A 25949-nucleotide genomic window follows, 5' to 3' on the forward strand; every position below is an offset into this window, starting at 1 on the left:
ATTTTGTGAATGTTTGTGAGAAAGGTCCCAGCATTACTTTGTAAGGTGTATATTAAATGTATCTTATATAGTGAGGTGTACTATGATAAATTTCGAGCTTACAAATGAAATAAAATCAATACTGACAAATATTCAAAGCAATAAGGAAGATCATTCAGTTGCTATCTTAGAAAATTATTCGCTGGTGGATTTCTTAATCGCTATTATAAAAATACACTACACGGAAGGTATTTCTTCAATAGAAGAAATTCATAAATTGATTGATATGTATAATTGTCATATGAACGAAATGATACAGGAAGTATATATTTCACTTGACGATGATCATCCGTTAAATATTATGAAAAGAGAAAATGAAACATTCATTACTGCTTTAGAACGTATGGAAGAGAAATTGACGATTGTAGCATCTAAAAAAGACAGTTCAATGCTTGAAGAAGATTTAAAAATAATAGGTGCATTATATGCACATTATAACCGTAAAGAAAAATTGATATTTCCGATATTAGAACGAAAACAAGTTTATACATTACCAAGAAAGATTTGGGCACTTGATGATGATAATCGCGCTACTTATCATCAATTCAAAAACCGTCTAAAACGAATGGATGAAATTGAATTTAAGCATATTAGAAAATCGTTCGATACGTTAAATAAAGGTATGAAGCAAATGATATTGCATGAGGAAGACATTCTTATTCCTTTAATTCAGGAATTATTTACAGCACAGGAATATGAAGCTATCGCCAATGAAAGTAAAGCATTTGGTTATGCAGTAGATGTTAAATCAGTATGGTCTGATAAAGAAAAAGTATATCAAACAAAAGAAACGGAAAGTGAAGATAAAAATCAAAACATTAAAATAGGTGGCGGTTATTTATCCTTGAAAGAAGCGGAATTAATACTTAATAATATTCCGCTAGAACTGACATTTGTTGATAAGAACGGATTATTTAAATACTTTAATGAAATTACTGAATCTGCGGATATGATGTTTATTCGCACACCAATTTCTATTGGTAGAAGTGTAGCGAATTGTCATCCACCGAAGAGTTTGAAGAAGATGATGCAAGTTATGCGTAAACTTAAAAATAGAGAGCAGGAAACTGTGACAATGTGGTTTAAGAAAGGTGAAGAATATATTTATGTAACATACAAAGGCGTCTTTGATGAAAAAGGTGAGTATCAAGGAATTCTTGAATACGTTCAGGATATTCAGCCGTTCCTGGATTTGCCTAGTGTCGTTAAACGTGATATTTAAAAGGGGTGTTAGTATGCTTGTTGAAATGATGTTTATCGGAAAACCAAAACAACTAGGTAGTGAAGAAGCTTCAGATAAATTAAATCAGTCATGGATTTCAGCTATCAATCGAGATGCCGTTTCACGTGGAAACTTAACTGAATTTGGCTTTGAAGATGACGAAGTTGCTGATAAAGTGCATCATGGTGGTGTAGACAAAGCTGTATTTTGCTATACAAGCGAACATTATCCATTATTGCGAAATGAATTGAATAAAGATATGCAACCAGGAGGTTTTGGTGAAAATCTAAGTGTCGTCGATATGAATGAACAAACAGTATGTCTAGGTGATATTTATCAAATTGGCAATACACTTGTTCAAGTTACGCAACCACGTAAACCATGCTGGAAGCCGGCAAGAAAATATCGAGAAATAGAACTATCTAAGATCACTGAAGAAAATGGTAGAACTGGTTGGTACTTAAAAGTGCTTCGTCCTGGAGTAGTGAGTGTAAATGATAAAATAGAGTTACTGGAAAGATCAAATCCAGAGTGGACCATTGCAAAGTGTAACGAAGTGATGCATTTTTCTGCTGATTTAAGTCTAGTGAAGGAATTATCTGAAGTTGAAGTTTTGGCTGACTCATGGAAAGTCAGTTTAAAGAAAAAACTATCAGGAGAAATTGAAGACAAGACACATAGATTATATGGACCGAATATTTAGTGGGTGATATGATTTCAAAATTAATGATTCTTAGAGGTAATTCAGGAAGCGGTAAAACTTCAACTGCTAAATTACTGCAAGAAGCTCTGGGTGAAGGAACGATTCTTATTTCTCAAGATTTATTGAGAAGAGAAATGTTACGTGTTAAAGGTAAGGTTGGTAATATTTCGACTGAATTGTTGAGAACAATGATTGAATTTGGTATGGAACACTGTAAATATGTTGTGGTGGAAGGGATATTAACACGTCGTAAACATGGAGATATGTTGATAGAAATGGTTAATAAATATAATGATACATCTTACGTTTATTACTTTGATATTCCGTTTGAAGAGACTTTGCGTCGTCATCAATATAAACAAAATGTTGATTTTGGTGAAGATGAAATGAGAAGATGGTTCCTGGATAAGGATTATTTAGGAGTTGAAGGAGAATTTATTATTACGGAAGAATTGTCTCAAAAAGAAATAATTGAAATGATAAAAGGGCAAATGATGTAAGAAGCGGGTTATAGCGGTATTTGAAGACAACAATTAAAGATACCGCTAAAACGTGTGAGTAATAGCGGTATCGCTCTATAAAAAATTAAGATTCCGCTAAAACTAAGGAGGGATTACATGATTCGATTTGATAATGATTATTCAACTGGTGGGCATCCGCTAATCCTGGAACGTTTAGTCGAAACAAATGATGAGCAGCATCCGGGATATGGCGTTGATGATCACTGCACGCGCGCAGCAGAATTAATAAAAGAACAATGTAGTGGAGAAGTTGATGTTCACTTCTTAGTGGGTGGTACGCAAACAAACAAAACAGTGATTGCATCAATGCTACGTCCTCATCAGGCAGTCATTGCAGCTGATTCTGGGCATATTGCCGTTCACGAAACAGGTGCAATCGAAGCAACGGGTCATAAAGTGATTACAATTCCAGGTATCGATGGGAAATTACGATTGGAAGATGTAGAAAATTATGTTGAAGATTATTGGAATGATGTGACATTCGAACATATTCCGCAACCGAAGATGGTTTATATCTCGCAACCGACGGAATTTGGGACATTATATTCTAAGCAGGAGTTATTGGATTTATATGCTTTCTGTAAACAAAAAAATATGTACTTAATGGTTGATGGGGCACGTTTAGGTTATGCATTAGCGGCCAAAGAAAATGATGTAACGATTAAAGATATTTCTGAACTCAGTGATGTATTCTATATCGGTGGCACTAAAGTAGGAGCACTATTTGGAGAAGCGGTAGTATTTACAAATGATGCATTAAAACCCGATTTTAGATATTTCATTAAACAAAACGGTGGTATGCTTGCAAAAGGTAGATTACTCGGTATTCAATATGAGGTACTTTTTGAAGACGACTTGTATGAAGCAATTTCAAAGCATGCCGTTGAACTTGCCGATAAATTGACGAAGGCATTTGAAGAAAAGGGTATACAAATGAAATATCCATCACCAACTAATCAACGATTTCCGATATTAACGAAAGCGCAGGTTGAAACACTTCGTGAGAAATATACATTTGCTGATTGGGAGAAGATTGATGACAATTTGTTTGCAGTTCGTTTCTGTACGAGCTGGTCAACAAAGCGTGAAGATGTTGATACATTAATTCAAGAAATTAAAGCACTATAAACAGGAACAACTATAGATAAAGGGCAATTTGACAATGCTGTAATAATCTTTGCTCATTTACGATTTTAATCATTAAAACAATCGGGGTGTATTTATGAACATTGCAATTATTGGTTTAGGTGTAATCGGTGGGACTTTCGCTAAAGCCATTCGTGCAAGCTATGGACAAAAGCATCGTATAATGGCAATCGATGTGAATCAGGAAACGTTAAATATGGCGATTGCTGATGGGGTCATAGATGTTGGTGAAACGAGTAATCAATCTATCCTGAGTGAAGCAGATCTGGTTGTTTTTGCGATATACCCTAGTATGATAAAGGATTTTATTCTTTATCATCGAGATAATTTCAAAGATGGCGCAACGTTAACAGATACTGCTGGCGTAAAGTCTGTGGTAATGAAAGATGTGGAAGAAATACTACCTCATAATCTTTCTTTTATTTTCGGTCATCCAATGGCGGGCCGAGAAAAGAAAGGTTATGCTTACGCAGATGCTAGTGTATTTCAAGGCGCAAATTATGTCATCACGAAGTCAGATTTGAATTCAAATCAGGAGATAGAAGATTTTAAAGCATTTTTATATCCGCTCGGTTTTAAGCGTATCACAGTTACAAATGCTGTAATGCATGATGAGATGATTGCACATACGAGTCAGTTAACGCATGCAATTGCCGTGTCGTTAATCAACAGTGATGATAGATTGGATGAAACGATTAAATATATCGGTGATAGTTATCGTGATTTAACGCGAATTGCTAATATGAATGAATCCCTCTGGCCGGAATTATTTAGCCATAATAAAGAAGCTTTATTAGATAATATGGAGCGTTTTGAAGATGCATTTACTACTTTGAAAGAAGCGATTAAAAATGATGACTTGAAGGTGATGGAGAGCATTTTCAAAGCATCAAGTCATCGCAGAATTCGCTTGGAACAAAGTGATATGAAGAAGTGAATATCATAACTTTTTTAGTCTATTTTCAGTTTTGAGGTAAACGATAATAACTGTAATCAGTAATAAAATAATAGATACAATTGAACTTTGCTCTTCATAGCCTAGAGCTATTTCAATCACGAGTTGAATTATTCCAATGATGAGTAAGATTGGGCATAGTTTTTGGATAAGGTTCGTAGCGTATGCCTGCGCCAATTGCCAATGCCTTTCACTTTGCAAGGATTTTGGTGTACGGTATCCGGCAAAGTAATTTGGTTTTTCAGTAAGAATTGTTTTATAGAGCAAAGTGACAATAATATATAATGCGATAGCCATAATAATTGTAATCATATTAGCACCTCCATTTTCTTGATAATAACAGTTTATAAAATTTATTTCTATTTTCTTTTTGTTACAATCATGCTATTATATTAAATAATTTAATAACAATTTGTTTACACGAAGAGAGTAATATTGATTTGTTCATAAGTAGCGAGCTATAGTGGGTGGAAGTATAGCATGATAATTGATATGAAGCGCACTTCGTGAATGATATGTTGAACTTATAGTAGGGATATCCGGTGGAAACATCGTTAACAATCATTGAGTGTGTCTAATGACATGAACAAGAGTGGTACCGTGAATCTAGCATTCGCCTCTTTTTTTTAGAGGTGGATGCTTTTTATTTTATAAATTTTTAGGAGGAGAACAGATGAAACATTTATTAGCTGATATTTTAAGAAAAGAAATTGAAGTATTGAGTGAAACTGAAATATTAAAGTTGATTGAATATCCGAAGCATGAGCATCAAGGAGATTTATCATTCCCATGTTTTACGTTAAGTAAGCATCTGAAGAAGAGTCCAATGATTATTGCACAGGAAATAAGCGAGCGTTTGAATGATGAACAAATTGATAAAGTTGAAGTTGTGAATGGCTATTTAAATGTATATTTTAATAAACAAACACTAGGAACAAATGTTATTCAGGAAGTATTGCGCGATAAAGAAAACTTTGGTGCTCAAAATATTGGTCAAGGTAAAGTGATAACGATGGATATTTCTTCGCCGAATATCGCCAAACCTTTCTCGATGGGGCATTTAAGATCAACTGTTATCGGTAATGCAGTAGCCAATATTACAGAGAAATTAGGTTTTAAACCAGTAAGAATAAATCACCTTGGAGACTGGGGAACGCAGTTTGGTAAATTGATTGTAGCTTATAAAAAGTGGGGGAATGAAGCTGACGTTAAAGCAAACCCAATACCTGAATTATTCAAGCTATATGTTAAATTTCATGATGAAGCAGAACATGACGAAGCTTTAAATGAAGCGGGAAGAACGGCATTTCTAAAACTAGAGCAAGGTGAAGCTGAGCATGTAAAACTCTGGACATGGTTCAGAGAAGTTTCGCTGCAATCGTTTAATGAGATATATGCACGTCTTGGTGTTTCTTTTGATTCGTATAATGGAGAAGCATTTTACAATGACAAGATGGATGCTGTCGTAGAAAAGTTAGAAGCATTAAACTTACTCGTTGAAGATCAAGGTGCAGAAATAGTGAAACTTGATGATATGCCGCCAGCGCTGATCAAGAAAACGAATGGTTCAACTTTGTATATTACAAGAGATTTAGCAACAGCAATCTATAGAAAAGAAACGTATGATTTTTCTGAGTCATATTATTTTGTAGGTAATGAACAGTCACTTCATTTTAAACAATTGATAGCAGTGTTAAAGATGATGGGTTACACGTGGGAGGAAAATATGGAGCACATATCGTTTGGTATGATCTTAAAAGATGGCAAAAAGATGTCTACTAGAAAAGGGAAGGTTATCTTTTTAGATGAAGTGCTGGATGAAGCGGTGAATATGGCGAAACAAAATATAATCGCGAAATCAAATGAGATTGAAGACATTGATAAAGTAGCTGAACAAATCGGTATTGGTGCTGTAATATTTAATGACCTGAAATATGATCGTCAAAATGATATTGAATTTGATTTACAAGATATGTTAAAAGCTGAAGGCAATACGTGTTTATATCTTCAATATACAAACGCCAGAATTCATGCCATTATTAGAAAAAGTGGATTGGAAACAAGTCACATTAAAGTGAATGAAATAGATGATGTGGTATGGGATATCGCTAAAGATTTAATGATGTTTGAGGAAGTAATTTTTAATGCATATGTAAAGCAATCTCCTGCAGAGATAGCGAAGTATTTACTGCAGCTTGCACGTCACTTCAATAGTTATTATGCGAATGTAAGAATATTAGATGAGAGAGCAATGATGGGAAATAGAGTAGGTTTATTATTAGCAGTCTCTATCGTAATAGAAGAAGGACTAAGTTTACTAGGTATTGAAACGCCGAGAGCGCTTTAATATATATTTATAGCGTTGAATGAAACTTCACTAAAATGATATATCCTCATCAAACATTTCATCATGAAATTTAGTATAATGTGGATATTATCTTATTTAGGAGGATATCTTTTGAGGTTATTATTATTATCCGTCGGTGTTATTTCGACCATCCTCGGATTTGTTGGTGCATTTCTACCGCTCTTACCAACTACACCATTCTTATTGCTTGCAGTGTTCTGTTTTGCGAGAAGCTCAGATAAGTTTCACAATTGGTTAGTACACACAAAAATTTATAAATCCTACGTTCAGGAATTTTATGAACGTGGTGGCTATACATTGAAGAAAAAGTTTCAGTTATTATTAAGTGTCGTTATTGTTGTAGGGATTTCAATTTATTTAGTGGATAACATTTATGTAAAAATTGGACTTAGTGTGATGTTGTTGATGCAGGCAATTGTTTTGTTTACGGTAGTAAAGACGTTAGATGAATAAAAGCTTATGAGAAATTTGTCATAAGCTAATTTTTTTACTTTAAGTTAATAACAGTTTCGCGTTCAATTAATTCATGTGGAACCACAATCTTAGTGTTAGAAATATCTTCGCCATTCAAATGTTTAATTAGCATTTTGACAGATTCATGACCGAGCTTTGCAGTATCAATATCAATGGTAGTCAAGTATGGGTGTGTTAATGTCGAGAGTATCGAGTTATTAAAGCTGATAACAGAAAGATTATCAGGAACTTTATAGCCGTACATTTGTACAAGCTGCATTACACGCAATGCAAATATATCGTCAAGCACCACGATAGCAGTTGCTTTTGTTCGAATTAAAGTATCTTCAAAGTCCGCATAATCTGTATGTTCTATAATCGAAATACTATCAAATACTTTGAGTTGATTGAGCATCATTGCCTTCTGATAGCCGAAATATCTTTCGAAATAAATACCTTCTTTAATCGTATTAGTAACAAAAAGAATATTGCGATGTCCATTTTCAATTAAATGTTCTGTAGCATGGTGTCCTAATAATTGATTATCGTTGTCGATGTAACTAACTATATCGTGCTGTGTATAAGGTTGCCCAATGAGTGTGAATGCAATTTGCTTGTCAATCAAGTAATCAATTACAGGATCTCCTTGGTGTGCATATGCTAATATAAAGCCCCCAACCTGCTTTTGAGTATGCATAACTTTAACATCTTCTAATAAATCTTCTAAGTTCTTAGCAATAGCTACTGCAGTAGTCATGTTATTTCTTCTTGCTTCATCGTTAATAGCTTCGATTATTTCTAAGAAGAAGGGGTTAGCCATACGTTCTTTTGAGTTCAGAGGAGGAAGAATAATTCCTATTGCATTTGAAGTTTGCTTACCTAAATTTCTGGCAGCTATATTAGGAACATACCCCATTTCCTGCATAACTTTTTGAACGTTCTTACGGGTTGCTTCAGAAATAGAAGGATGATTATTAACAACGCGTGAAACGGTTGATGTAGCGACACCAGCTTTTAGTGCAACATCTTTAACTGTAATGGCCATAATAATCCTCCTTTAATCTTTTTCTATATAATATATGCAACCGATTGCGTTGTCAATGATGGTTTTTGCACAAAATTTCATTGGATTTTGCAAATAAATAGCAGAATTTTAGTATTTATTATTTACAAACTAAAAGTGTGATGATATATTTATCAAAAGCAATGCAACCGATTGCATAAAAAGGAGAAAAATTATGAAACAGTTATTAAGCTTTGAATTTTGGCAAAAGTTCGGTAAAGCACTGATGGTTGTTGTAGCAGTTATGCCAGCAGCAGGTCTTATGATAAGTATTGGGAAATCGATTCCATTAATTAGCCCAGACATGCAAATGTTAATCACAATTGGTGGAGTCATTGAAAGTATTGGTTGGGCGATTATCGGAAACTTACATCTACTCTTTGCGTTAGCTATTGGGGGAAGTTGGGCGAAAGAAAGAGCAGGCGGTGCGTTTGCAGCAGGTATCGCATTCGTATTGATTAACCGTATTACAGGGGCAGTATTTGGTGTTAACAGTGCAATGCTTGCAGATGATAAAGCATTTACGCATACATTATTCGGCACAAAGATCATGGTTAAAGGGTTCTTTACGAGTGTATTAGAATCACCGGCATTAAACATGGGGGTATTCGTTGGTATCATCGCAGGTTTCGTTGGTGCGAATGCATATAATAAATACTATAATTATAGAAAGTTACCTGACGCATTATCTTTCTTTAATGGTAAACGTTTTGTACCATTTGTTGTTATTCTTTGGTCAACTATCGTTGCATTAGTTCTCGCAATTGTATGGCCATACATTCAAGCAGGTATTAACAACTTTGGTTTATGGATTGCATCAAGTAAAGATACAGCACCAATCTTAGCGCCATTTTTATTTGGATTCTTAGAGCGTTTATTATTACCATTCGGTCTTCACCATATGTTAACGATTCCGATTAACTACACACAACTAGGTGGAACTTACGAAATATTATCAGGTTCACAAGCAGGTACAAAAGTATTCGGACAAGATCCACTTTGGTTAGCTTGGGCAACAGACTTAGTGAACCTAAGTCACGCTGGAGATACAAGTCAATACAATCAAGTACTAAACGACTTTACGCCAGCACGTTTCAAAGTAGGACAAATGATTGGTTCATCAGGTATTTTAATGGGTCTTGCATTAGCAATGTACCGCAATGTGGATAAAGACAAATTACCGAAATACAAATCAATGTATTTCTCAGCAGCTTTAGCAGTATTCTTAACAGGTGTAACTGAGCCTCTAGAATTCATGTTCATGTTCGTTGCAGTACCTTTGTATGTTGTTTATGCTTTCATTCAAGGTGCAGCATTTGCGATGGCAGATATTATTAACTTACGTGTGCACTCATTCGGTACGATCGAGTTATTAACGAGAACACCACTTGCAATTAAAGCAGGTTTAAGTGGAGATTTAATCAACTTTGTATTAACGACATTAGGATTTGCAGTTATAACTTACTTCTTAGCAAACTTCTTAATTAAGAAATTCAACTTTGCGACACCAGGACGTAACGGTAACTACGAAGCGGATGTGGTGGATGAAGCAGGGGCAACAGATGTTAAAGCAGATGATCAAGTGATTCAAATAATTCACTTATTAGGTGGCAAACAAAACATTAAAGACGTAGATGCTTGTATGACGCGTTTACGTGTAAGTGTTAACGATAGAGATTTAGTAGGTAATGAAGCGGCTTGGAAGAAAGCTGGTGCAATGGGCTTAATCGTTAAAGATAATGGTGTTCAAGCAGTTTATGGACCAAAAGCAGACGTATTAAAATCTGATATCGAAGATTTATTACAATCAGGTGCTGAAATTCCTGCACCGAAACAAGCAGTTGTACAACCGACAGTATTAGATAACACAGATACTAAAGGATTTACAGGTAATCAAAAATCATTGTATTCTGTCGCTGACGGTGAAGCAATGAATATTGAACAAGTTAATGATCCAGTATTCTCACAAAAAATGATGGGTGAAGGTTACGCAGTTATACCATCAGATGAAACAATCGTTGCACCAGTAGATGGAGAAATCGTAAGTATCTTCCCAACAAAACATGCAATCGGTATTAAGACTGCAGAAGGTATTGAAGTATTGGTTCATATGGGTATCGAAACAGTCAGTATGACGAAACCAGCATCACGTGTTGTAGTCAATGATGGACAAAAAGTTAAAGTCGGTGATACTTTAGCGATTATGGATATCGAAGCTGTGAAAGCTGAAGGCAAAGATACAACAATTATTATTGTGATTACAAATAGTGACCATGTTGAAGCATTAACATTAGATAAAACAGGTCAAGTCGCAAAAGCTGAAAGAATCGGACATATTGAAATATAATAAAGGGGTAGCTTCGGCTGCCTTTTTATTTTGATTAAAGGAGAGAATAAGATGAAGTTGCTAACACTAAATACGCATAGTTGGTTAGAAGAACATCAAGAAGCTAAGATTGATCAAATTGTAGCACAAATCATAAAAGCAGATTATGATGTCATTGCATTACAAGAAGTGAATCAATTAATTGAGAATACGAAAGTCGTATCTGATCAAAATTATTGCCTAGGTAATGATAACATTAACATAAAAGATGATAACTTCGCTTATATCATCGTGAATAAATTAAGAGCCCAAAGTCATAATTATTACTTTAGCTATGCCATGAGTCATATTGGTTATGATAAATATGAAGAAGGCAGTGCAATTCTTTCAAAATCTCCAATTAAACCTTATTCAGAATTTGTATCGACATATCAGTCTCCGGATAACTATCGCTCACGAAAAATATTATTTGGAGAGACGACAGTGAATGGAAAGTCGTTTGTAGTGGCAAGTTGTCATTTTTCGTGGTGGGTAAGTGAGAAGTATGGCTTTAGTCATGAATGGATGAATACGCAAAAGATTTTAGATCAATATGATCATCCATTAATTGTAATGGGTGACTTTAATAATCCAGAAGGTACAGAAGGATATGACTTCGTATTAGAAAACAGTGGTTTATTAGATGCGTATAATGAAGCAGAAGTAAAACATGGACATCATACGATAGAAAAGAATATTGCTGGATGGGAAAGCAATGGTGGGAAACTCCGAATAGATTTTATCTTTACGAGTAAAGGATTCAACGTTCTTTCAAGCAAGACAGTATTTGATGATGTTAACGCACCGATTGTCAGTGATCATTTCGGTGTGGAAGTTGAAATCACAGAATAGCCGCATATTCTCTGTGTTTAAAGTTGTATGCAGGTAGGAATTGCAATATGCTTTAAGTATAGAGATTTTTTATGAGGAGGATGACTATGAAAAAACTAATGTTAATTACAGGTGCAATCTTAGTTGCAGTATTTATGGGATTTGCTTTATTTATGAATCAAGGTGGCGGAGAAGATAAGTTGAAACGTGACTTTACGCCGGCTGAAGAGAAGATAATGAAAGACAACATTTATAATGCAGAAAAGTTGAAAGCATTTGACGGTAAAGATGGACATAAATCTTATGTCGCTGTTGATGGTGTTGTATATGATGTCAGTGACGTTGAAATGTGGAAAGGCGGAAAGCATAACGGTTTAGAAGCAGGTAAAGATTTAACAGAGGGATTCAAATCATCACCTCATAGTGGAGGATTCCTAAAAGAACTTAAAGTTGTAGGATCATATAAGTAAGTGCGTAACACCTCAGGGATGAGGTGTTTTTTTTGAGGACTATTAATTTACTTTAAACGTTTTAATATTTATTTATTTTCAGTGATAGAATTTAAGAAACAATTACGAATATATAAGTAGTACTGGAGGGAGAGAGATGAACGAGTGTGACTCAAAGATTATAAGTATGATTCAATCGCGTGATGAACATGGCATTCAATTATTATTGCAGCGATATGGAGGATTGATTAAATCAATTTGTAGGAAGAACCTATATTATTTAGACAGTCATCTAGATGAATGCATTAACGATTGTTTGTTTGGCATTTGGAATAATATCGACAAGTTTGATGAGAACAAAAATACATTTAAAAACTGGGTATGTGTGATTGCGAAATACCAATCAATTGATATGTTGCGAAAGCATCAAAAAGATACAGAAACATCGACACTTGAAGATAATATCGTCTATTTAGATAAAGGTTTAAAATTACATGAGCAGGCTTGGTTAGACTTGATCAAAGATTTATCAGAAGTAGATCAACAAATATTGACGATGATTTATTTAGAAGGTTATAGACCTGAAGAAGTTGCTGCAATGTTGGGACAAAGGACCAGTAATATCTACAACAGAACATCGCGTGCAAAAGATAAATTAAGATTCGCAAAGGAGGAATTACGATGACAGATATTTATGAGAAATTAAATGATGTTAAGTTTAATGATGTGATTGAGGAAGAGCAAATGTCAGAACATGAACAATATCAATTTTATAAACGTTTCAAACAGAAGAACAGTAAAAAGAAACCTTCTATGACGAAGAAAAGAACGATTCAAATTGCAGCTGCAGCCATGTTAATGGCTGGAGGTTTACCAGTTATGAATCATGATATTCAAGCAAATGCTGTAAAAATGTTAGAAAATATTACGTATTCATTTAAAGATATTATTACCCCACAAGCTGACAAATATGCGACACATATCAATGAAACGATTAGTTTGAGCGAAGCTGATGTGAAGCTGACTGATGTATTTATTAATGATAAATATTTAACGTATAATTTGTTAGTTGATATGGACGATGAGTACAAAGATGTTATGGCAGATCTTCAATCGGTTAAGATTAATGGTAAAGAAATGATGACCGGTTTATCTGGCAGTGGTGAATATTTAAAAGATAAAGTTATACATAGTGAAACGAGTATCGTTCATCTTAGAGACATTGCACCAAAAGGCAATTTGAACGTCGAGATAAGGTTTAGCGATATTCGATATTCAAAAGATATCGTAAAAAATGACTTTACAAATATGAATGAAAGTTTTGCATATAAGTTTAAAGTGAATACAGATACGTTAGATAAGGTAGTAAAATTAAAAGATATTAACAAAGTAGTTGCTGTTGGAAATAATGATGTAGAAATCAAGAAATTATTAATTAATCCATTATCATCTCAAATGAAGATTGAAAGTGACAGTGATCATAATTATGATATTAACCTGTATGATGAGCATGGTAAGAAGTATTGCTTTAATATTATTCAAAGTGAGAAAGAAGATGGTATCACAAAATCAGTATTATTCTTTAATCAAGATGTTGGTTCAACAGGTATAATTGATGATTTATATAAAGCGAAGTCATTATATTTTGAAATCATTGATACCGGAAAAGATCACAATGGACAATTTAAAGTAAAAAATAAAACAAATAAAAAAGCATTACATGTTGAATTCTAAAACGAAGCACCTCGGATGAGGTGTTTTTTGATTTCAAAACATTGTAATATTACAATTTGTTGTATAATATTATGGTTGAGGTGAATAATAATGAAAATTAAATATATTAAAGAAACATTATATAAATATGAAATCGAAGAATCTTTTAATGACTTCATTTATGAGAAATTAAAAGAAGCAGAGAAACATTCCAAAACGAGTAATGTTAGATACACTGAAGATGAAGTTGATCAAAAAATCTTAGATATAATACGAGGTAAATAGTGTTGTATCGGATTACATATTCAGAACTAGCGAAACAAGAAATTGAAAATATTTTTAATTACATCGTTTATGATTTGAAAAATGTAAAAGCAGCAATCGATTTACGAAACAATATCAATAGAAAATTTAAAAGTTTAAAGCAATTTCCTTATGCTTATCCAATTTACAAAACACAAAAAGATTTGGAAGAAGAGTATAGAATATTAGTTGTTAATAATTATTTACTTTTTTATATTGTAGACGATGCAAATAAAAAGATATCTATAGAAAGAGTAATATACAGGCGTAAGAAATTAGATTAATGTTTAATAGAATTGAAATGTACTACCACTACTTTAAATGTAGTGTTTTTTTTTCTCGAAAATCATAGTAGATATTCTAAATCCTCAACTTACACGCAACATTTATGTCATAATAATAAAAAACAACGGTGGTGGTGAGATGATGAAGGTTTTGATTGTAGAGGATGATTTGGTCATCGGGAAGATGCTCGCTGAGGAACTGAAGAAATGGCAGTTAGAACCTATCTTAATAGAAGATTTTAATCACGTGATGGATGCCTTTAACGCAAATGCACCAGAACTTGTGCTACTCGATATTAATTTACCAGCATTCAATGGCTATCACTGGTGTCAGGAGATTCGTAAAGTTTCTACTGTTCCAATAATTTTCATTAGTTCTCGTAATGATAGTATGGATCAAGTGATGGCGATGCAGATGGGTGCTGATGATTTCATTGAAAAGCCGTTTAATATGACGGTCACGATTACTAAGATTCAGGCGCTATTACGCAGAACATATGATTTTACTACTCAAGTAAATAATTTAACTGTAAGTGGGTGTGAACTTCTACTGGAAGCGGCAAAACTCAAATATAATGGTGAAACAATTGACCTCACACACACAGAACTTCAAATCATACATGCTTTATTCCAGAATAAAGGGAAGTTTGTCAGCCGTAATATATTAATCGAAAAGTGCTGGGAGTCAGAGCATTTCATTGATGATAATACCCTTGCAGTGAACATGACACGTTTACGCAAAAAGCTACAAAAAATCGGGCTTACTGATTTTATCGAAACGAAGAAAAATGTCGGATATCGTGTAGGTGATGTATGAGTTTCTTTAAAACGATTCAGCGAGAAATTTATATTATTGTATTAATCTGTGCATTATTTTTCTTTATTTTACTGATGTATAATGTACCATTTCGGGCGTATCTTTTAAGTGTATGTATCGTATTATTTATTTCATCGATTTACTGGATGATTCAATATATGAATTTTAAAAAAGAGCGAACGCTATTTGAAGAAAATGAACTGTTAAAGCAGGAAAATCATCGGCTGCGCAATGATTTTATCAACTATCAAAGTGAAGTAGAGTCATATTTCTTAATGTGGGTGCATCAAATAAAGACACCGATTACGGCATCGAAACTATTACTTGAAGATCCGGATGAACAAGTGATATCTCAAGTACGTAATGAAGTGCTGCAAATTGATAACTACACCAATCTTGCACTCAATTATTTGAAACTAATGAACCAGAAGACGGATATGGTATTTATGGAAGTGAGTATCGATGAACTTGTTCGCCCGCTTATCAAACGTTATGCCATTCAGTTTATTTATTATCAAACAAAGTTGCATTACGACAAAAGTGAAGCATTAATCTTAACTGATGCAAAATGGACTTCTATCATGATAGAGCAAATTTTGAACAATGCTTTAAAATATGCACGTGGAAAAGAAGTATGGATTACGTTTGATGAAACGACAAAGACATTATCCATCCAAGATAACGGTATCGGTATTAATGCGAGTGACTTACCGAAAATATTTGATAAAGGTTTCTCTGGTTATAATGGTAGACTGAGTGAGAAATCAAGCGGTATTGGTCTTTATATCGTCAGCACAATCTCTAAGCGCTTAGGACACAAGGTCAAAGTTACTTCCGCATTAAACCAAGGTTCAGACTTCACCATTCAAATTAAATAACTCCAATCTTTCATTTTTGTAAGATTAACGGCTGTCTTTGTAAGAATAGATAAAGGCAGCCGTTTCAATTAGCACGTAAGATAAAGGTAACAACAAACAAGGAGTGAATGTAATGTTACTTAATATAAAAAACGTTAAAAAAGTATTCGGTAGAGGTGCAAACCAAACAGTTGCTTTAAAAGATATGAACTTTTCAATTAATGAAGGTGAGTTCGTTGCGATAATGGGTGAGTCAGGTTCCGGGAAATCGACATTGTTAAATATCATCGCTACATTCGATACACCGACTGAAGGAACTGTAACAATTGGTGGACAGGATTTAAGTATGCTGAAAAATAAAGAAGTTGCAAAGTTTCGTCGTGATACGTTAGGCTTCGTGTTCCAGGACTTCAATGTATTACACACGATGAGTAATAAAGATAATATTTTAATGCCGTTAGTATTATCTAATATGAAACCTAACGTCATGGAAGAAAGATTATCTCTCCTTGCACCAAGATTAGGTATTTCAGAACATCTGGAAAAGTTTCCGAATCAAATCTCTGGTGGTCAGCAACAGCGTGTAGCAATTGCCAGAGCTTTAATTTCAAACCCGAGTTTATTGCTGGCTGATGAACCAACAGGCGCGTTAGATTCTAAAACTTCAACAGATATCATGAACCTATTTCAGGATATTAATAAAGATAAGCAAACGATTCTTATGGTAACACATTCTACGATTGATGCAGCATATGCGAGTCGTGTCGTATTTATTAAAGACGGTATTTTATATCATGAAATATATCGAGGAGATGAAACACAAAACGAATTCCAAAAACGCATTTCTGACAGTCTATCAATGCTATCAGAAAGAGGTGAGTAGGATGTTACAGTTACTTTCAAAACTCGTGATTAAGAACTTTAAATCACTCAGACAAATATTCATTCCATTCATACTCGCAACAAGTGTCATGCTCGGTCTTCAATATATTATGCTTTCGATGATCGCTAATGAATATATTCAGAAACGTCATGCGAATTTACCACAGTTATTAGTGTATTCAAATGTGTTAGTGGGTATCCTGACCGTCGTGTTTATTATTTATGCGAATCGTTTCGTAATGAAACAGCGTAAACAGGAATTTGCACTAAATATGGTGCTTGGTCTGGAAAAGAAACACATTCGATTTATTCTGTTATTAGAATCTTTCATACAGTATATTGTTATCTCTATTTTAAGTGTATGTGGTGGTTATTTATTTGGAAACCTTGTGTTTTTATTAATGAATAAGCTAGTGAAATCAACAGGAATGTCACTGATGGATTATCCGTTTGATATTAAGTCTGCACTTTTAACGATCACAATTCTGGCAGGTGTTATGGTGATATTATTTATCTTTAATAACATCTCTTTAACCCTGCAAAGTCCAATCCAATTGATGCGATCACAACTTGCAGGAGAAAAGAAGACGCCGAAGTGGTTATTAGCAGTGTTATTCATTATTGGTGCAATCGCTTTAGGTTATGGGTACTATATCGCACGCACTGCAACAGGTGTATTAGATTCACTTCAGAATATCTTTACTGCAGTGCTGTTAGTAATGATAGGGACTTACTTTTTATTCATGTCACTTACGATTATCGTATTACAGTTATTGAAACGTAATAAGAATATCTATTATAAACCGAACCAATTCTTCTCGATATCCGGTTTACTATCACGTATGAAAGCAAATGCAGTAGGGCTCGCTAGTATTACGTTGCTCATGACCTTCTTAATGGTGACTTTAGGAATGTCACTTTCTGCATATCGTGGTATTGAAGCGCAAGTTGCAGGTAGTATGACTCAGGATTATGAAATTAATGTCTACGGTAACACAAGCAAACAAGTGAAAAATATACAAAGAGATATTGAAAAGATAGCTGACGTTGATAAATTTAGAGTCAGTACATTAGCGTTCTTTCCGATTATTAAGGAAGGCAATGAGTTAATACCTTTAAACGATAAGATTGGTCCGAAGTTAAAAGGGAGAGATATGACTTATGTTGTACTTACAACAGAAAAAGACCACAACATTGCGCATGATGCAGCGGTGAAAGTCAACGACAGAGAAATCATCGTGAGTACAAACGCGGAACGCTACAGTCATGATAAGACATTAAAGATAATGGGTCAGGAAGTTAAAGTCCAAAGAGAAACTAAAAACTATATCGGCAACCAAATCGCTATTGATGCGATGTATATTATCGTTAAAGATCAAGTACAGTTTGAAACATATCGTAATTATTTCAAATCATTGAATAAAGAAACGAATAAACTGGAAGCGCAAGAAGCAAGTGACACGTTAGCCTTTAATGTAAACGCACATGAAGAGGCGTTTAAGAAAGCTATTCCAAAACTTCAGAAGAAATATGGCATAAGTATTCAAAATAAAGATGATGTTCAAAAAACAATTTATGAGTTAAATGGAGGATTAATCTTTATCGGTATTGTCGTATCAATTACGTTACTTACAGGTGTGTTCTTAGTGCTATACTACAAACAACTATCTGAAGGATATGAAGACAAACGCAACTACGACATTATGCAAAAAGTAGGATTACCTCAAGAATTGATTAAGAAGACGATTAACAAACAGATTATCTGGATATTCGGTTTACCGATTATTATTACGGTGATTCATACATTGTTTGCTACCAAAATTATATTTAATTTACTTGGTGTATTAGGTATTCGCGATAAAGCGATGTTCTTTTCAAGCTATGGTATTGTAATGCTCGTAATTATGATTGTCTACGGTATCATGTATCTGATTACATCGAGAACTTATTATAAGATTGTTAATGAGAAATAAAAATTTGGCCCGATTCCACTAAGGAATCGGGCCATTTCTTATATTAAAATTACATTTTTATTCAAACGTCTTCACAAATGCTTCAGTACTTTCAGATTTCTGCCAAGCATCGATGTTCATCGGATCGATATGAATAATCGGTCCACCTTCAGTTGTGATGTATTCACCTTGTTCAGTGCCTAATCCATCAACGAAGACTGTCTTACCGTGCAATGTGTAGTAATCTTTCAATTCATCTTTCATCTTGTTACGTACAACGATGTACTCTTCAACATCACTATTTTCGTACATGTAACCTTCGATTAAAGTGTAGCCTGGAACAATACCTTCATGGTCTTTAATTGTTGCAACGTATGACCAATCAATAACGACAGTATGATCACCAGAGAATGAGTGACGCGTTAATGGATAGATGCTTCCACGCCATTCAATTTCTGCATAATCCGGAATATCCTTATATTCCATTGTATATTCTTTCTCAGATTCATACGCTGTGATGAATGGTACAACTGCTAACCATTCTTTTATCTCTTCAACTGTGTCGAACATTCCTACGATGTGATGTTTTTTACCATCAATAAACTTTAGTTGATACATATGAATCTCCCCTTAAAAAAGTTTTCTTAAAGATAAACTTTAAGTTACTTCGATTATAATAAAGCGTTTTCATTTCTGCTACTGAATGGTAAAACTTTTTCAACTTTTTTCTGACAAATTCACAATACATTCATATTTAAACGGATATTTCTAAAAAAATTTATTAAATTATCTTTTTATGATTGTCATAAAAGTTTTAATGTGACATACTAATTATCATAATAGTATAACCTAATAGGTTAATTGGTATAACACAAAAAATGATGAGGTGACTAAATTTGAGTAAATTTGTATATGCATTTGAAGAAGGAAGTCAAAATATGAAAGACTTATTAGGTGGTAAAGGTGCGAACTTGTCAGAAATGATGCGCCTTGGTTTACCTGTTCCTAACGGATTTACAATCACGACTGAAGCTTGTATCGAATATTTAGATCGTGGTGAACAGTTATCAGACGAAGTACTTACACAATTAGATGAGAAGTTAAAAGAACTAGAAGATAAAACAAATAAAGCTTTCTCTTCAGATGAAAATTTACTATTAGTATCAGTGCGTAGTGGTGCGAAAATCTCTATGCCGGGTATGATGGATACGATTTTAAATTTAGGATTAAATGATGAAAATGTTGAAAAATTAGCAGCAAAAACAGAAGATGCACGTTTTGCATATGATTGTTATCGTCGTTTGTTACAAATGTTTGGTAGCGTCGTATACAACATTCCGATGCCAGCATTTGAAGAGTACTTTGAAGCGTTCAAAAAAGGTAAAGGGCATGCAACTGATGCTGATGTGCCTGCTGAAGATTTGAAAGAGATCGTTGAACAATATAAAGAAATCTATATCGAAGAAGCACATAAACCGTTCCCGCAAGAGCCGAAGAAACAGTTAACTGAAGCGATAGAAGCGGTATTTAAATCATGGAACAATGATCGTGCACGTATATATCGTGATTTAAACGAAATTCCTCATGATATCGGAACTGCTGTAAATGTTCAGGAAATGGTGTTTGGTAACAGTGGTGATCGTTCTGGTACAGGTGTTGCATTTACACGTAACCCGGCGACCGGTGAACATAAATTATATGGTGAGTACTTATTAAACGCGCAAGGAGAAGACGTTGTAGCAGGTATTCGTACACCAAAAGAAATCGAAACGTTAAACGAGCAAATGCCACATGCTTACGAGGAATTCGTAAATGTAACAGAGAAATTAGAAGCACATTACAAAGATATGCAGGATATCGAGTTTACGATTGAAAATGAAAAGTTATTTATCTTACAAACGCGTAACGGTAAACGTACTGCTAATGCTGCAATCAACATTGCTGTAGATATGGTACATGAAGGTGTCATTTCTAAAGAAGATGCAGTGGCAATGGTAGATGTTAAATCAATAGATCAGTTATTACATCCTAACTTTAATGAAGAGGCATTAAAATCTGCTGAATTAGTATCAGATAAAGGTTTGCCAGCTTCTCCTGGTGCTGCAACAGGTATTATCGTCTTCTCAGCATTAGATGCAAAAGCGAAAGCTGAAGCTGGTGAAAAGGTTATATTAGTTCGTCCGGAAACTTCTCCAGAGGATATTGAAGGTATGATTGCTGCTGAAGCGATTGTAACGACACATGGTGGTATGACGAGTCACGCAGCTGTAGTTGCACGTGGTATGGGGAAATGTTGTGTAACGGGATGTTCTGATCTTGAAATTAATACGAAAGAAAAGTACGTAAAATATGCAGGTAAAACTTTATCTGAAGGTGATGTTATCTCAGTTAATGGTTCAACAGGTGCTGTATATATCGGTGAAATTGAAACGACGAAAGCTGAAGCAAGTGATGTCTTTGAAGAATTTATGGGCTGGGCAGAAGACATCGCACGTTTATCTGTACGTATGAATGCGGAAACTGAAGGTGATATTAAATCAGGTTATTCATTTAACGCAAAAGGTATCGGTTTAGTACGTACTGAGCATATGTTCTTTGGTGAAGAACGTTTAATCGAAATGAGACGTTTCATCTTAGCATCTACTTACGAAGAACGTGTAGAAGCATTAAATAAAATCAAAATTTATCAAACGGAAGATTTCGAAGGCATCTTTAACTTATCTCAGGACCGTCCATCAATCGTACGTTTATTAGATCCACCATTACATGAGTTCTTACCGAAAGGTGGAGAAGAAGTTAAAGCAGTTGCCAATCAGTTAGGCGTTACTACAGATTTCTTAGAAAAACGTATTAGTGAATTACATGAATTTAATCCAATGTTAGGACATCGCGGTTGCCGATTAGCGATTACTTATCCTGAATTATATGAAATGCAGACTGAAGCAATCATTACAGCTGTGCTGAATTTAAAAGAAAAAGGTATCGAAACAAAGCCTGAAATTATGATTCCTTTAGTTTCAACAACACAAGAATTTGTTATCTTAAAAGATGTTGTTAAGAAAAAAGCACAGGAAATCATGGATGCAAAAGGTGTACAAATCGACTACCTAATTGGTACAATGATTGAAACACCACGTGCATGTCTGGTTGCAGGAGAACTCGCTCAGCACTCTGAATTCTTTAGTTTTGGTACAAACGATTTAGCACAATTAACATATGGTTTCTCTCGTGATGATGCCGGTAAATTCATCAACGAATACATTAACCGTGAAATTCTTAATGTCGATCCGTTCCAAACATTAGATGTTGAAGGGATGGGACAACTTATTAAGATTGCAGTTGAAAGCGCAAAATCCGCAAACCCAGCCATTAAGATTGGTGTTTGCGGAGAGTTAGGTGGAGATCCTAAATCAATTCATTTCTTTAATGATTTAGCGATTGACTATGTATCATGTTCACCATTCCGTGTACCAGGTGCTATTTTAGCGACAGCACAAAGCCAGGTGAAAAAATAGTAGGAGGAACACATTGAGTAAATATGAATCTAAAGATTTATTAATCTATATCGTATCTGATTCTATCGGTGAAACCGCTGATAGAATGCTTCATGCAACGTTATCTCAATTTCCGAAACTAACATCTGTAAGTGTGAAGAAATTTTCATTCATCAAAGATGAAGAAGAGTTTAAGAACATTTTAGAACTAGCAAAACAAAAAGAAGCAGTCGTAGTTACAACACTTGTAAATCCAGAATTTAATCGTCTGGGACAAGTATTTGCCAAAGAGACTGGCTTGTCATATATTGATTATATGACAGGCTTGATCAGAGTCATACAAAATCATACTGATATGGAACCGGTTGGTGAAAGTGGCGCGCTTAGAAAGATGGATGAAGAATACTTTAAACGTATTGAAGCGATTGAGTACTCAGTGAAATATGACGACGGTAAAAACTTTCATAATTTAGCTGAAGCTGACGCAGTTATTGTTGGTGTTTCTAGAACTTCTAAGACCCCGTTAAGTATGTATCTGGCAAATAAAGGATTTAAAGTTGCGAATATTCCTTTAGTGCCTGAATCACCTATTCCTGAAGAAGTATATCAACAAAAGAATTTAAAGGTATTTGGACTGACTGCAAGTCCGAATTATATTATGAATATACGTACAGAACGTATTAAAGTTTTAGGGCTTACAGGACCGGGACAATATAATGATTTGAAACGTATTAAAGAAGAATTAAGCTATGCTGAAGAAGTATTCAATCGATTAAATGCTACCGTTATTAATACAGAGTATAAGTCGATTGAAGAGTCGGCATTCTATATAGAACAATATTTAAAGAAACGTAAATAATAATACCCAGGATTGAGACGATTTGTCTCGATCCTTTTTTGTTTCGAAAAAATTTACTGAAAATTAATTTAGTAAAACAACATACGAGAATGACAGTTATATGATATTATGATTGAGGATTAAAAGGAGGTAATTATGGAAAAAGGAATGAATAAAGGTATAGGATTTTTTTCAGCTTTAGCACTTGTAATGGGGACTGTTATTGGTTCAGGTGTATTCTTTAAAATATCTAATATAACAGAAGTAACAGGAACACCAGGTATGACGTTGTTTGTATGGCTATTAGGTGGTTTGATCACGATATGTGCTGGACTGACAGTAGCTGAACTTGCAGCAGCTATTCCGAGAAATGGTGGACTGACGACATATATTGAATTTACGTATGGTAAGTTTTTTGGATTTTTAGCAGGATGGGCACAAAGTTTTATTTACTTTCCTGCGATGATTGCAGCACAATCGATTGTATTTTCACAGCAAATTGATAATTTATTTCACATCGGAAAGGGATGGCTATTTCCGATAGCTGTTATTGCGATGATTTCAATATTATTGATTAACTGTCTAGGCTCGAAGGCAGGTGGGATACTGCAATCCATTACTTTGGTCGTTAAGCTTATACCAATCATTGCTATCGTCGTGTTTGGTTTAATGCAGACGGGAGATGTTCAGGTATCTTTAATACCCACGACAGGTGACACAGGTATTAATTTCTTTGTAGCACTAGGTGCTGGATTGCTTGCGACAATGTTTGCATATGATGGATGGATTCATGTCGGTAATATTGCCGGGGAAATGAAAAATCCGAAAAGAGATTTACCATTAGCAATCACATTAGGATTAGGTCTAGTTACAATTATTTATTTATTAGTAAACGCAACATTTTTATTTACATCACCGATTGCTGAACTTAAAGGTAATTTAAACGCAGCAACTGATACAGCAGAAATTTTATTTGGGCAATCTGGTGGGAAATTAATTACAATCGGAATAATGGTATCAGTGTATGGTGCATTGAATGGTTATACGATGACAGGAATGCGTGTACCAGAAGCGATGGCAAAACAAAATTTACTGCCATTTAAAAATGTATTCACGAAACTCACAAATAGTGGTGCACCATGGATGAGCGGATTGATTCAGGTCGTTATTGCGATTATTATGGTTTCTCTTGGGGCTTTTGATTCAATCACAAATATGCTTGTATTTGTAATCTGGGCATTTTACTGTATGGCATTTTATGCAGTATTTGTATTACGTAAGAAAGAAAAAGAACTCGTGCGTCCATATAAAGTACCATTGTATCCAGTCATTCCTATGATTGCTTTACTGGCAGGACTGTTCGTTATGCTAAATACATTGTTTACGCAATTTGGGCTAGCGATAACAGGAACAATCATCACGCTTTTAGGAATACCCATCTATCTTTATCAGATGAAAAAAGAACAATATTAAAAATCTCTCGAACGAGAGATTTTTTTGTGCGGCATTTTATATATTATTCATTTTAAAATCCAGTATTAACTGATCGATATGTGCTACGATTTCTCTAAATAAACCTTGTGCATTGACTTTCTTGGCAAGTGTAGGTGCCTGACTGCACCACATATGAAGAAGACCGGTATCACCGTTCTTAGCTGCACTTTGACGAATACTCGTCGTTAAATCATTTTGAAGCGGATAAGGCAGTATACTGACGTCACTAGCTTCTAAATCATTAATAAAATTATTTTCTATACCACGCGCACTTTTACCGCTGAATACTTTAGTCACTGTTGTATCCTCAGGTTGAGCATGGATGATTGCTTCTTTATGCACGTTTGGTGCTTTACTTTCATGAGTTGTTAAGAAAGCAGTCCCCATTTGCATACCGCTTGCGCCTAACATCAGTGACGCAAGTATACCACGCGCATCCATTATTCCTCCAGCTGCAATTACAGGTAAAGACACGCTATCTACAATTTGAGGAATCAATGCCATTGTGCCGATTGAACGTGTTTTTGTAAACGCGCCTTTATGTCCACCTGCTTCATATCCTTGCGCGACCACCATATCTAATCCACTTTGTTCGATCATTCTCGCTTCTTCAACTGAACTTGCTGTACCGATTGTAATAATACCTTTCTTTTTTAATTCGTTAATCAAGCTTTGGGAAGGTATGCCAAATGTAAAGCTTGCAACTGGAACTTCCATATCCATTAACAACTGAATTTTATCAAGAAAAGTTTGTTCAGAATGTGCTTTAACATCCGCTGTCTTTAAATCATATCTATCATAATAAGGCTTGAGTTCTTTTTGCATCTTTTGTATATCACTATCATTGTATTGAATATCTTCAGGCACAAACAAATTGACAGCGAATGATTTATTGGTTAAATTGCGAATAGCTTTAATTTCATCTCTTAAGTTATCAAGTGTCATATATCCTGCACCAATGGTTCCTAAACCGCCCTCATTACTTATTGCTGCGACGAGTTCGGGTGTCGTGCTTCCTGCCATACCTGCCTGGACGATTGGATATACAATGCTTAATTGATCAGTCAATCGTGTACTGTTCCACATATCATTCACCTCTTTGTTATCATACTGTCACTATAACATATTAGTAAATTGAAACTAAATTTTTCAATGTGACATTACTTAATTTATGCTATATTTAAATAAAAAATGGAAAAG

General features: G+C 34.5%; 25 protein-coding genes, 1 pseudogene and 1 other annotated feature. Of the genes and pseudogenes, 22 read left to right on the plus strand and 4 right to left on the minus strand.

Features of this window, described 5'->3' with window-relative positions; all coding sequences use genetic code 11:
- Positions 1-82 precede the first annotated feature (82 nt).
- The 5 genes from HT586_RS02055 to HT586_RS02075 all read left to right on the plus strand — a co-directional run bounded on the left by HT586_RS02055 (position 83) and on the right by HT586_RS02075 (position 4568).
- Positions 83-1261 carry a PAS domain-containing protein gene (locus tag HT586_RS02055; protein ID WP_203546125.1) on the plus strand — a complete coding sequence of 393 codons (1179 nt, stop codon included), beginning with the start codon at positions 83-85 and terminating at the stop codon, positions 1259-1261.
- Between the two features lie 13 nt (positions 1262-1274).
- Positions 1275-1964 (plus strand): MOSC domain-containing protein, encoded by a 690-nt coding sequence (locus tag HT586_RS02060; protein ID WP_157742225.1) that lies wholly within the window; start codon positions 1275-1277, stop codon positions 1962-1964.
- 8 nt (positions 1965-1972) lie between these two features.
- Complete coding sequence (locus tag HT586_RS02065) at positions 1973-2464, plus strand: kinase (RefSeq protein ID WP_203546126.1); 492 nt, start codon at positions 1973-1975, stop codon at positions 2462-2464.
- A 117-nt stretch (positions 2465-2581) separates the two neighbouring features.
- Positions 2582-3613, plus strand: a complete 1032-nt coding sequence (locus HT586_RS02070) for a threonine aldolase family protein (protein WP_203546127.1) — start codon at positions 2582-2584, stop codon at positions 3611-3613.
- A gap of 94 nt (positions 3614-3707) precedes the next feature.
- Entirely contained in the window at positions 3708-4568 is an 861-nt protein-coding gene (locus tag HT586_RS02075; RefSeq protein ID WP_203546128.1) for a prephenate dehydrogenase, read from the plus strand.
- A 3-nt stretch (positions 4569-4571) separates the two neighbouring features.
- On the opposite strand, the gene HT586_RS02080 is transcribed toward HT586_RS02075, so the two are convergent.
- The gene (locus HT586_RS02080) at positions 4572-4898 is read right to left on the minus strand and encodes an SdpI family protein (RefSeq protein WP_203546129.1); all 327 of its coding nucleotides are present in this window, start codon (positions 4896-4898) and stop codon (positions 4572-4574) included.
- A 94-nt stretch (positions 4899-4992) separates the two neighbouring features.
- Positions 4993-5210, plus strand: a binding site (T-box leader).
- A gap of 49 nt (positions 5211-5259) precedes the next feature.
- Between HT586_RS02080 and argS the strand changes: the two genes are divergently transcribed.
- Both argS and HT586_RS02090 read left to right on the plus strand, forming a co-directional pair.
- Positions 5260-6933: an arginine--tRNA ligase gene (gene argS, locus HT586_RS02085; protein WP_203546130.1), complete on the plus strand. Its 1674-nt coding sequence runs from the start codon at positions 5260-5262 to the stop codon at positions 6931-6933.
- Positions 6934-7044: 111 nt separating this feature from the next.
- Positions 7045-7407, plus strand: a complete 363-nt coding sequence (locus HT586_RS02090; protein ID WP_096077408.1) for a YbaN family protein — start codon at positions 7045-7047, stop codon at positions 7405-7407.
- Positions 7408-7441: 34 nt separating this feature from the next.
- Here the strand turns inward: HT586_RS02090 and HT586_RS02095 are convergent, their stop codons facing one another.
- Complete coding sequence (locus HT586_RS02095; RefSeq protein WP_096077407.1) at positions 7442-8452, minus strand: LacI family DNA-binding transcriptional regulator; 1011 nt, start codon at positions 8450-8452, stop codon at positions 7442-7444.
- A gap of 193 nt (positions 8453-8645) precedes the next feature.
- Here HT586_RS02095 and HT586_RS02100 point away from each other — a divergent pair.
- The 12 genes and pseudogenes from HT586_RS02100 to HT586_RS02150 form a co-directional block, all read left to right on the plus strand.
- A pseudogene (locus tag HT586_RS02100) lies at positions 8646-10274 on the plus strand (PTS transporter subunit IIBC); the annotation flags it as partial.
- Positions 10275-10373: 99 nt separating this feature from the next.
- Positions 10374-10817: a PTS sugar transporter subunit IIA gene (locus HT586_RS12485; protein WP_262492357.1), complete on the plus strand. Its 444-nt coding sequence runs from the start codon at positions 10374-10376 to the stop codon at positions 10815-10817.
- A gap of 51 nt (positions 10818-10868) precedes the next feature.
- Positions 10869-11687 (plus strand): endonuclease/exonuclease/phosphatase family protein, encoded by an 819-nt coding sequence (locus HT586_RS02105; protein ID WP_203546132.1) that lies wholly within the window; start codon positions 10869-10871, stop codon positions 11685-11687.
- Between the two features lie 86 nt (positions 11688-11773).
- The gene (locus HT586_RS02110) at positions 11774-12136 is read left to right on the plus strand and encodes a cytochrome b5 domain-containing protein (RefSeq protein ID WP_203546133.1); all 363 of its coding nucleotides are present in this window, start codon (positions 11774-11776) and stop codon (positions 12134-12136) included.
- Between the two features lie 136 nt (positions 12137-12272).
- Positions 12273-12800 (plus strand): sigma-70 family RNA polymerase sigma factor, encoded by a 528-nt coding sequence (locus HT586_RS02115; RefSeq protein ID WP_203546134.1) that lies wholly within the window; start codon positions 12273-12275, stop codon positions 12798-12800.
- The gene (locus tag HT586_RS02120; protein WP_203546135.1) at positions 12797-13849 is read left to right on the plus strand and encodes a hypothetical protein; all 1053 of its coding nucleotides are present in this window, start codon (positions 12797-12799) and stop codon (positions 13847-13849) included. Before HT586_RS02115 ends, HT586_RS02120 begins: the two co-directional genes overlap by 4 nt.
- A 90-nt stretch (positions 13850-13939) precedes the next feature.
- On the plus strand, positions 13940-14113 hold the full coding sequence (locus tag HT586_RS02125; protein WP_188018091.1) for a hypothetical protein: 174 nt from the start codon (positions 13940-13942) through the stop codon (positions 14111-14113).
- Complete coding sequence (locus HT586_RS02130) at positions 14113-14415, plus strand: type II toxin-antitoxin system RelE/ParE family toxin (RefSeq protein WP_203546136.1); 303 nt, start codon at positions 14113-14115, stop codon at positions 14413-14415. The genes HT586_RS02125 and HT586_RS02130 overlap by 1 nt, the downstream gene beginning before the upstream one ends.
- 142 nt (positions 14416-14557) lie before the next feature.
- Positions 14558-15232: a response regulator transcription factor gene (locus HT586_RS02135; protein WP_133354465.1), complete on the plus strand. Its 675-nt coding sequence runs from the start codon at positions 14558-14560 to the stop codon at positions 15230-15232.
- Positions 15229-16110: a sensor histidine kinase gene (locus tag HT586_RS02140; RefSeq protein WP_203546137.1), complete on the plus strand. Its 882-nt coding sequence runs from the start codon at positions 15229-15231 to the stop codon at positions 16108-16110. Before HT586_RS02135 ends, HT586_RS02140 begins: the two co-directional genes overlap by 4 nt.
- A gap of 112 nt (positions 16111-16222) precedes the next feature.
- A complete protein-coding gene (locus tag HT586_RS02145) occupies positions 16223-16972 on the plus strand; it encodes an ABC transporter ATP-binding protein (protein ID WP_133354342.1) in 750 nt (249 codons plus the stop codon).
- Position 16973: 1 nt separating this feature from the next.
- Positions 16974-18944 carry an FtsX-like permease family protein gene (locus tag HT586_RS02150; protein WP_203546138.1) on the plus strand — a complete coding sequence of 657 codons (1971 nt, stop codon included), beginning with the start codon at positions 16974-16976 and terminating at the stop codon, positions 18942-18944.
- 57 nt (positions 18945-19001) lie between these two features.
- On the opposite strand, the gene HT586_RS02155 is transcribed toward HT586_RS02150, so the two are convergent.
- Positions 19002-19541 carry a hypothetical protein gene (locus HT586_RS02155; protein ID WP_203546139.1) on the minus strand — a complete coding sequence of 180 codons (540 nt, stop codon included), beginning with the start codon at positions 19539-19541 and terminating at the stop codon, positions 19002-19004.
- Between the two features lie 278 nt (positions 19542-19819).
- On the opposite strand from HT586_RS02155, the gene ppdK reads away from it, so the two are divergent.
- The 3 genes from ppdK (at position 19820) to HT586_RS02170 (ending at position 24728) form a co-directional block, all read left to right on the plus strand.
- Entirely contained in the window at positions 19820-22438 is a 2619-nt protein-coding gene (gene ppdK, locus HT586_RS02160; RefSeq protein WP_203546140.1) for a pyruvate, phosphate dikinase, read from the plus strand.
- A 13-nt stretch (positions 22439-22451) separates the two neighbouring features.
- Positions 22452-23276 carry a pyruvate, water dikinase regulatory protein gene (locus HT586_RS02165; RefSeq protein ID WP_096077395.1) on the plus strand — a complete coding sequence of 275 codons (825 nt, stop codon included), beginning with the start codon at positions 22452-22454 and terminating at the stop codon, positions 23274-23276.
- 135 nt (positions 23277-23411) lie between these two features.
- A complete protein-coding gene (locus HT586_RS02170) occupies positions 23412-24728 on the plus strand; it encodes an APC family permease (RefSeq protein ID WP_188018098.1) in 1317 nt (438 codons plus the stop codon).
- Positions 24729-24764: 36 nt separating this feature from the next.
- Here the strand turns inward: HT586_RS02170 and HT586_RS02175 are convergent, their stop codons facing one another.
- The gene (locus HT586_RS02175) at positions 24765-25835 is read right to left on the minus strand and encodes an NAD(P)H-dependent flavin oxidoreductase (RefSeq protein WP_203546141.1); all 1071 of its coding nucleotides are present in this window, start codon (positions 25833-25835) and stop codon (positions 24765-24767) included.
- Positions 25836-25949: the final 114 nt, after the last annotated feature.

Source organism: Macrococcoides bohemicum, from assembly GCF_016865215.1.
In the GTDB taxonomy this organism is placed as follows: Bacteria; Bacillota; Bacilli; order Staphylococcales; family Staphylococcaceae; genus Macrococcoides; species Macrococcoides bohemicum.

What these genes read in the sequence shown, in the direction of transcription:
- HT586_RS02055 (WP_203546125.1), top strand. Translation starts at nt 83, where the DNA reads ATGATAAATTTCGAGCTTACAAATGAAATAAAATCAATACTGACAAAT.
- HT586_RS02060 (WP_157742225.1), top strand. Translation starts at nt 1,275, where the DNA reads ATGCTTGTTGAAATGATGTTTATCGGAAAACCAAAACAACTAGGTAGT.
- HT586_RS02065 (WP_203546126.1), top strand. Translation starts at nt 1,973, where the DNA reads ATGATTTCAAAATTAATGATTCTTAGAGGTAATTCAGGAAGCGGTAAA.
- HT586_RS02070 (WP_203546127.1), top strand. Translation starts at nt 2,582, where the DNA reads ATGATTCGATTTGATAATGATTATTCAACTGGTGGGCATCCGCTAATC.
- HT586_RS02075 (WP_203546128.1), top strand. Translation starts at nt 3,708, where the DNA reads ATGAACATTGCAATTATTGGTTTAGGTGTAATCGGTGGGACTTTCGCT.
- HT586_RS02080 (WP_203546129.1), bottom strand. Translation starts at nt 4,898, where the DNA reads ATGATTACAATTATTATGGCTATCGCATTATATATTATTGTCACTTTG.
- argS (WP_203546130.1), top strand. Translation starts at nt 5,260, where the DNA reads ATGAAACATTTATTAGCTGATATTTTAAGAAAAGAAATTGAAGTATTG.
- HT586_RS02095 (WP_096077407.1), bottom strand. Translation starts at nt 8,452, where the DNA reads ATGGCCATTACAGTTAAAGATGTTGCACTAAAAGCTGGTGTCGCTACA.
- HT586_RS02105 (WP_203546132.1), top strand. Translation starts at nt 10,869, where the DNA reads ATGAAGTTGCTAACACTAAATACGCATAGTTGGTTAGAAGAACATCAA.
- HT586_RS02110 (WP_203546133.1), top strand. Translation starts at nt 11,774, where the DNA reads ATGAAAAAACTAATGTTAATTACAGGTGCAATCTTAGTTGCAGTATTT.
- HT586_RS02115 (WP_203546134.1), top strand. Translation starts at nt 12,273, where the DNA reads ATGAACGAGTGTGACTCAAAGATTATAAGTATGATTCAATCGCGTGAT.
- HT586_RS02120 (WP_203546135.1), top strand. Translation starts at nt 12,797, where the DNA reads ATGACAGATATTTATGAGAAATTAAATGATGTTAAGTTTAATGATGTG.
- HT586_RS02125 (WP_188018091.1), top strand. Translation starts at nt 13,940, where the DNA reads ATGAAAATTAAATATATTAAAGAAACATTATATAAATATGAAATCGAA.
- HT586_RS02135 (WP_133354465.1), top strand. Translation starts at nt 14,558, where the DNA reads ATGAAGGTTTTGATTGTAGAGGATGATTTGGTCATCGGGAAGATGCTC.
- HT586_RS02140 (WP_203546137.1), top strand. Translation starts at nt 15,229, where the DNA reads ATGAGTTTCTTTAAAACGATTCAGCGAGAAATTTATATTATTGTATTA.
- HT586_RS02145 (WP_133354342.1), top strand. Translation starts at nt 16,223, where the DNA reads ATGTTACTTAATATAAAAAACGTTAAAAAAGTATTCGGTAGAGGTGCA.
- HT586_RS02150 (WP_203546138.1), top strand. Translation starts at nt 16,974, where the DNA reads ATGTTACAGTTACTTTCAAAACTCGTGATTAAGAACTTTAAATCACTC.
- HT586_RS02155 (WP_203546139.1), bottom strand. Translation starts at nt 19,541, where the DNA reads ATGTATCAACTAAAGTTTATTGATGGTAAAAAACATCACATCGTAGGA.
- HT586_RS02170 (WP_188018098.1), top strand. Translation starts at nt 23,412, where the DNA reads ATGGAAAAAGGAATGAATAAAGGTATAGGATTTTTTTCAGCTTTAGCA.
- HT586_RS02175 (WP_203546141.1), bottom strand. Translation starts at nt 25,835, where the DNA reads ATGTGGAACAGTACACGATTGACTGATCAATTAAGCATTGTATATCCA.